General features: G+C 65.4%; 5 protein-coding genes. All 5 read right to left on the bottom strand.

What is annotated here, in order from left to right; all coding sequences use genetic code 11:
* Positions 1 to 165: 165 nt before the first annotated feature.
* Genes QMX88_RS28170 through QMX88_RS28190 form a run of 5 tightly spaced genes read right to left on the bottom strand, consistent with a single transcriptional unit; the run spans position 166 to position 6710 of the window.
* Positions 166 to 1374, bottom strand: coding sequence for an acyl-CoA dehydrogenase family protein (locus QMX88_RS28170; RefSeq protein ID WP_192173630.1), 1209 nt, complete (start codon positions 1372 to 1374; stop codon positions 166 to 168).
* Positions 1375 to 1400: 26 nt separating this feature from the next.
* Positions 1401 to 3131, bottom strand: a complete 1731-nt coding sequence (locus QMX88_RS28175) for a dipeptide ABC transporter ATP-binding protein (RefSeq protein ID WP_192173629.1) — start codon at positions 3129 to 3131, stop codon at positions 1401 to 1403.
* Complete coding sequence (locus QMX88_RS28180; protein ID WP_192173628.1) at positions 3128 to 3991, bottom strand: ABC transporter permease; 864 nt, start codon at positions 3989 to 3991, stop codon at positions 3128 to 3130. The genes QMX88_RS28175 and QMX88_RS28180 overlap by 4 nt, the downstream gene beginning before the upstream one ends.
* The gene (locus QMX88_RS28185; protein WP_244655980.1) at positions 3991 to 5028 is read right to left on the bottom strand and encodes an ABC transporter permease; all 1038 of its coding nucleotides are present in this window, start codon (positions 5026 to 5028) and stop codon (positions 3991 to 3993) included. Before QMX88_RS28185 ends, QMX88_RS28180 begins: the two co-directional genes overlap by 1 nt.
* The gene (locus QMX88_RS28190) at positions 5025 to 6710 is read right to left on the bottom strand and encodes an ABC transporter substrate-binding protein (RefSeq protein ID WP_192173627.1); all 1686 of its coding nucleotides are present in this window, start codon (positions 6708 to 6710) and stop codon (positions 5025 to 5027) included. Before QMX88_RS28190 ends, QMX88_RS28185 begins: the two co-directional genes overlap by 4 nt.
* Positions 6711 to 7018: the final 308 nt, after the last annotated feature.

Here is a 7018-nt window from a genome sequence, read left to right on the forward strand (position 1 = left end):
GGAGTGAAGGAACCCTGACGAAGGAAGGGCCCAACCAGGAGCACAAGCCCTTGGTTACTTGGGGCTTTATCAAGTAACTCGCCGAAGGCGAAACAGTCTGCCCCCAGGCAGACGCTCTTGATCTTAAAGATCTGGATCTTGATCTTGATCTCGCGTTTACCGCCTTTAAAACAACCCGGACGTCGGCGGCGGTGTCCCCTTGAGCTGCCAGGCCCCCACCGCCGCCGCCTTCCACTGCCGCGGATTGTGATTGGACACCGTGCGCGCGTTGCGCCAGTGACGATCCAGATTGTGCGCCCGCCCCGTCGTCGAAGCACCGCCTACATCGAACACCAGCTCTGCAGCTTTCAAGGCTGACTCGGCAGCCATGTACTGCGCCTGAGCCACATCAACGGCGGCTTGATCCACCGCCACCGCGTCCAGCTCGGCGGCCCACGCCCGGTCGATCGAGGCGGCGGCGTGCAATACCACCGCTTCCGCCGTAAAGGCGCGGGCCGCAATGTCGCCGACGCTCAGCTCGACGTAAGGATCATCCACCGAGCGCGTTGCCGTGCTGTGCTTGATCGGCCGTGCGTGGTCCCGGGCGAAACTCACCGCGTCGTTCAAGGCATTGCGCGCGATGCCGGCGTTGACCGCCGCCAGGAACACCTGCAGAAACGGCGTAACGATGGTGCGTTTGCCCTCCTCCACCGTGCGGGTGCGAATCTCCTCCGCCTTGACCTGCACATCGTGCAAATGCGTGGTGCCACTGGCCGTCAGGCGTTGGCCCATGGCGTCGAAGTCATCGACCAACTCCAGGCCCTGACGGTCGCGAGGCAGGATGAATGACACCGGCTGATCGTTCTCATCCAGCGCCACCGCGCTGACCCAGTCGGCGTACAGCGAACCGGTGCTGTAATACTTGCTGCCGCTCGCCCGGTAATCGTCGCCATCGCGGACGATACGCGCGCTGATCGCGCCGTTGACGCCGCCCACTTCCCAGCCGGCATTGCCCACCACCGCGCCCTGCAGGTAGCGGGCAAACCAGCGCTCGCGCTCAGCCTCGGCGTCTTCAGCCCGGGAGGCCAGCAGGCCTTCGACGAAGCCGAATCCGGGGCGCAACGCCTGGGCCACGTTGGAATCAGCGGACGCGATGCGGATCAGCAGCGCGATGACTTCCCTGACCGTCGCCCCGGCGCCACCGAAGCGCACGGGAATGCGCGCAGTGAACACACCAGCCTTGGCAATCTGCGCGACGGCCTCATAGGGCAATTGCCGATCACGTTCGCGCCGGGCCGCCCCTGCGGCGATGTCCGGCAGCAGGCGGTCCAGTCGCGCGTTGAGTTCTGCGACGGTGACGACCGCAGGTTTGGGTACAGCAGACAACGTACTCATGGCAGATCCTTGTTCTGAATTCGAACCTAAATGGCGATTTTCCACAGCCGGGATTCATCAAACAGCAGCACCGCGCTTTCCGGTTCCAGCGGCGGCACCACCAGTGTGGCGCCGGTACCGGGCAGACGCGGAACCGCACCCAGCAGGCGTCGGGTGTATTCGTGTCGGGGGCTGTCGAAGAGCGTCTCGACCGGCGCGCGCTCCACCACCTGGCCGTGACGCATGACCAGCACTTCATCGCTGACGTGGCGAATCACCCCCAGATCATGGGAAATGAATAGATACGCCAGGCCCAGCGACGCCTGAAGATCCGCCAGCAGATCGAGCACCTGGGCCTGGACGGACACGTCCAGCGCCGAGACAGGCTCGTCGCAGATGATCACTTTCGGGTTGCTGGCGATGGCCCGGGCGATGGCCACGCGCTGACGCTGTCCGCCGGACAACTGCAACGGCCGACGGCTCGACAGCTCAACCGGAAGACGAACTTCATGAAGCAGCTGGGCAATCCGCGCGCGCTGTTGCTCGAACGGCATGCCGGCCACATCCAGGGCGTCGGCGAGAATCTGGCCGACGCTCCAGCGCGGGTCGAACGAGCTGAGGGGGTCTTGATAAATCACGCTGATGTCGCGCCGATGCAGGCGCCGGGTTTTCTCCTCGACGCGCCCGCTGCCCGCCCCCGTCCACGGCACATTGAGAAACTGCACCGCGCCGGCATCGGGCTCCAACAGGCCCAGCACAATGCGCGCCACAGTGGTCTTGCCGGAACCGGACTCGCCGACGATGCCTAGGGTGCGGCCCGCACGCAGCTCGAAGCTGACGCCATCGACGACCTGCCGCACCTGTTGATCGGGGCCGACGTAGCGCTTGCCCAGCCCGGTAGCCTTGAGCAACACCGGAGAATCCACCCCCGCCCGAGCCTGCAGCGCTGACGCACCCTGCCCCGACCCACCCTGCGCCGATGAAAGCCGCGTCCCGCGCGCATGTTCGGCGGGCACGGCATCCAGCAATGAGCGGGTGTAGGCATGACGCGGGTTGCGCAGCACTTGCTCCATCGGCCCCTGCTCGACCACTTCGCCGTGGCGCAGCACCAGCACCTCATCGGCCAGTTGCGCAACCACGGCCAGGTCATGGCTGATGATCAACAGCGAGTCGCCGCGTTGGCGGATATGTTGCAGGACGTCGAGGATCTGCGCCTGCACCGTGGCGTCCAGCGCGGTGGTCGGCTCGTCGGCAATCACCAGTCCGGGATTCATCGCCAAGGCACTGGCAATCAGCGCGCGCTGACGTAATCCTCCGGAAAGCTGGTCAGGCCGCTGCCGTGCGCGCAGCCGTGGCTCGGGCACGCCGACGGTCTCCAGCAATTCGATAACCCGCTCGCCCCGGCTGACGCGATCGCCCCAGCCATGGGTCTGCAGCACTTCGAGAATCTCCTTGCCCACCGGGCGCAACGGGTCCAGGGACACCAGCGCATCCTGCAGCACGAAACCGATTTCCCGGCCGCGCAAGTCACGCCATCCGCGCTCCGACAGCGCCAGCAGATCACGTCCGGCATAACTCAGCCGGCGCGCCGTGACCCGCGCGCCCTCGCCCGCCAGGCCGATCAGGCTGCGCGCCGTCACGCTCTTGCCCGAGCCGGATTCGCCGACCAGCGCGAGAGTCTTGCCCGGTTCCAGGGTGAACGACAGATCACGCACCACCGACTGCCCGGCGAATTCGATGGACAGGCCTTCGACGATCAAACGTTTCGGCTCGCTCATGACAGTCGGCCCTCCAGACGTTGTTGCAGGTAACGACCGGCGACCGTGGTCGACAGCGTGGTGAGGACGATGAACAAGCCGGGGAAAAACGTCAGCCACCACGCGTTGGCGATAAAGTCGCGGCCCATCGACAACATGGTTCCCCATTCCGGCGCCGGTGGACGCGCGCCGAGGCCGAGGAAGCTCAGCGCCGACGCCCAGACGATGGCCTGACCGACGCCCATGGTCAGGGTCACGATCAGCGGCCGCATGGCGTTGGGCAATAGTTGCCGGGTGATGATGCGCAGTGGTGGATGGCCGAGGGCCTTCGCCGATTCGATGTAGCCGGCATTGCGCACCGCCAGCACCTGGCCGCGGACCATGCGCGCATAACCGGGGGCGCCGCCCAGACCGGTGGCAACGATGAGCGGGCCGATGCCGCTGCCAAAAATCGCCACGAACAGCAGCGCCAGAATCAGACTGGGAAAGGCAAACAGCATTTCAAGCACCCAGCCCACGGCGCGGTCGACCCGTGCGCCACCCAATCCGCCGAGCAGGCCGAGAACGATGGCGATGCTAATGGCAATGGCGGTCGCTGCCAGGCCGATGAACAGCGACTGGCGCGTGCCGTAGATCACTCGGGAAAAAATGTCCCGCCCCGATTGGTCGGTGCCGAACCAGTGCGCCCAGCCCGGTGGATGAAACGCATCGCGCGGCACGATCGCCAGCGGATCGCTGTGGGCGAACCACTGTGGCGCCAGGGCGGCGAGGATGACCAGCAGCAAAAAGGCCAGGGCCAGCGACGGGCCGATTCGCCAGGTGCGCGGCGTGCGCTGGACCCGGATCGCGGGCAGCGGCGTGTCGAGAATCAGGTCGCTCATCACGGGTTCTCCTGTTGGCGAGGGTCGACCCATTGGTAAAGCAGGTCGACCAGAATGTTGGCCAGCACATAACCGGCGGCCACCACCAGGCTGATGCCGATGGTCAGCGGCAGGTCCTGGGCTTGCACGGCCTGGTACAACTGACGTCCGAGGCCCTTGCGGGAGAAGATCACCTCGATCACCACGGCGCCGCTGATCAGCGCGCCGATGGCCCAGCCTGACAGCGAGATGCCCGGCAGCACGGCATGACGCAGCGCGTGTTTGAAGCGCACGTTGAAGTCGCTCAGCCCGCGGGTTCTGGCGGTCAACACGAAGGGTTGTTCAAGGGTCAGGTCCAGGGATTCGCGGGTGACCTGGGCGATGAAACCGGCCAGCGGAATCGCCAATGCGAAAGACGGCAGCACCAGTGTCCGCCAGCCGTCACTGCCCGCCGGCGGAAACAGCCGCAAGCCAAACGCGAACACGGCCAGCAGCAGAATCCCCAGCCAGAAATGCGGCAGCGCGGCGGATACCGTTTCTGCCAGCGACGCGAGGGTGCTAACCCAGCGGCGGCGCCCGGCGGTGAGCACCGTTAACGCCAGCACCAGCAGCCACGCCAGCGCCAGGGAGGTGAAGGTCAGTTCCAGCGTCGGCCAGGATTGCTCGGCGAGCACGCGGGTCACCGGCAGATGCTGGGAATAGGACATCCCCAGATCACCTTGCACCAGCCGCCCGAGGTACAGCGCGTATTGCACGGCCAGCGGTTTATCCAGGCCGTATTCGCGGGTGGCCTCGGCGATGGTTTCGGCGGTCGGGTTGCCACTCGGTCCACCGAGGATCGCCAGCACCGGATCGCCGGGCATCAGGCGCAAGGCGAAGAAGGTCAATGTCGCGACCGCCCACAGCACCAGAATCCCGCCCGCCAGGCGCCACAACGCGCGCTTGCCCAGCCGCTGCAATCGCTCGCGACGCGGGTTCGCGGACGGCGTCTGAGGGGCGGCCTCAGGGTTGTTGTCCAGCGCGTTGGTCAGCCCGTTGCTCGACGCTGTATTGGTCATTTGTTCACCCATGCGTCATAGAGGTAAGTCACCGCCAGCGAGGTTTCCAGCCGCACGCCCTGGGTGGTTTTGTAGATGCCCAGTCGAGTGCTCTGCGGGTACGTGGTCAGTTGCAGGTATTGGCGGGAGGCAATCTGTTGCGCCTTGTAATACAGCGCCCGCCGCTGCTCGGCGTCCTGGGTGGCGAGGGCCTGCTGCACCAGCGAGTCGAACGCCGGGTCGCTGAAGCCGGCGGTGTTCTGGTGGTAGCCACCCACCCCTGCGGGACGAATGAACTCGCTGCCGAAGATGATGCGCAGTACGTCGGCGGTGTTGGTGTTCCAGTAGCCGAGGCGAATGTCGTAGTCCCAATCGGCCTGGCGCTTGGTCGCCTGCACGTCGCTCATCTGGTCGATGATCAGCTCGAAGCCGGCTTGCCGCGTGGTCGCCTGGACCTGTTCCCATAGGGTGTATTCGGAGGGTGGCGTGCGGTTGCCCATGACCACATGAACTTGCAGGCGCTTGCCCTCCTTCGTCCGATAGCCGTCGCTGTCCCGTTGGGTCCAGCCGGCCTGATCGAGCAGTTGTGCAGCCCTGGCAGGGTCGTAATCCTGGGCGTGCTGGAAGTCCGGGCTGTAGAAGCGGGTGGCCGGGCTCAAGGGTCCGCCTGCGCGAGGGAATTCATTGAAGTACACACTTTTCAGGGCGCCATCGATGTCGGCGCTGCGCACGAACGCTTCGCGCACCTTGAGGTCGTTGAACGGCGCGCGGGTGATGTTCAGCGTGCCGTTGGTGGGGTTGCCGGGGCGCTGGGCGATGATCAGTTGCAGGTCGGGATTGCGTCGGGCCGCTTCATGGGATTCCGGGGGCAGCGCCTCGATGACGTCAACTTCACCGGCCTGCAGCGAGGCGAAGCGCACCGAGGGCTCCTGGATGAATTTCCAGACCACGCGGTCCAGCCAGGCCGGGCCCTGATGTTTGGCGGTGGGCGGCGCCCAGTTGTAGTCGGGGTTGCGCACCAGTTCGACCTGGCTCTGGCGGTCCCAGCGAACGATTTTGAAGGGGCCGCTGCCGACCGGGCTTTCGCAGTTGGTGTCACGGGGGCGCTGAAGGGCCGTCGGGGATTCGATGCCGAGGAAGCCCTGTGCGAGCACTTCGAGGAAGGCGGCATAGGGCGTCGCGAGGTGGACGACGGCGGTGTCGGCGTCGATCACGTCGGTGCTGCGGTATTGGCGAATGTAGCCGCCCGCTGTACTGGACTGGGTTTTGGGATTGGCCATGTGGTCGAGGTTGGCTTTGACCGCGGCTGCGTTGAACGGGGTGCCGTCGGTAAAGTGCACGTCGTTGCGCAGGTGGAAGGTGTAGGTCAGGCCGTCGTCGGAGATTTCCCAGCTTTTCGCAAGCCAGGGGCCGATGCGGCCTTCGGCGTCCATGGAGACGAGTGAGTCGAGGTACTGTTGGCCGATGAACACTTGGGGCATGTCGCCGGCGACGTGGGGGTCGAGGCAGGTCGGTTCGCGGTCGGTGGCATAGACGAGTGTGCCGCCTTTGACGGGTTGTTCGCTGCGGGTGACGGTGGAGGTGCTTTGTCCGCAGCCGAGCATGAGGCTGCAGAGGGTGGCCACGCCGAGGATGGCGGTGGGTTGGGTCCACGACCGGGGCCGAGGGTCGGGCAGTCGCAATGTGGGGGCGCGTTCTCGCATGGGTCCTGATGCCTTTGGTCCGGGATCAGGGTCATTGCACAAGGCATGCCGGGTTTTTCCAGCGGTAAATGCGGTGTGTCAGGCGGGTTTCGGGTTGCTGGCGGGGCAATTTGTGTGGCGGGTGTTGGTGGGGCAACAGCTCGGCTCTTTTTTTGGCTGCGCCGCGAGATCAAGATCAAAAGCGTCTGCCTGGGGGCAGACCGTTTCGCCTTCGGCGAGTTACTTGGAAAAGCACCCCAAGTAACCAAGGGTGCTTGCTCCTGGTTGGGCCCTTCGTTCCTCAGGGTTCCTTCACTCCGGTCCCGCTC

The sequence above is a fragment of the Pseudomonas sp. PS02290 genome, assembly GCF_029960075.1.
Lineage (GTDB): Bacteria > Pseudomonadota > Gammaproteobacteria > Pseudomonadales > Pseudomonadaceae > Aquipseudomonas.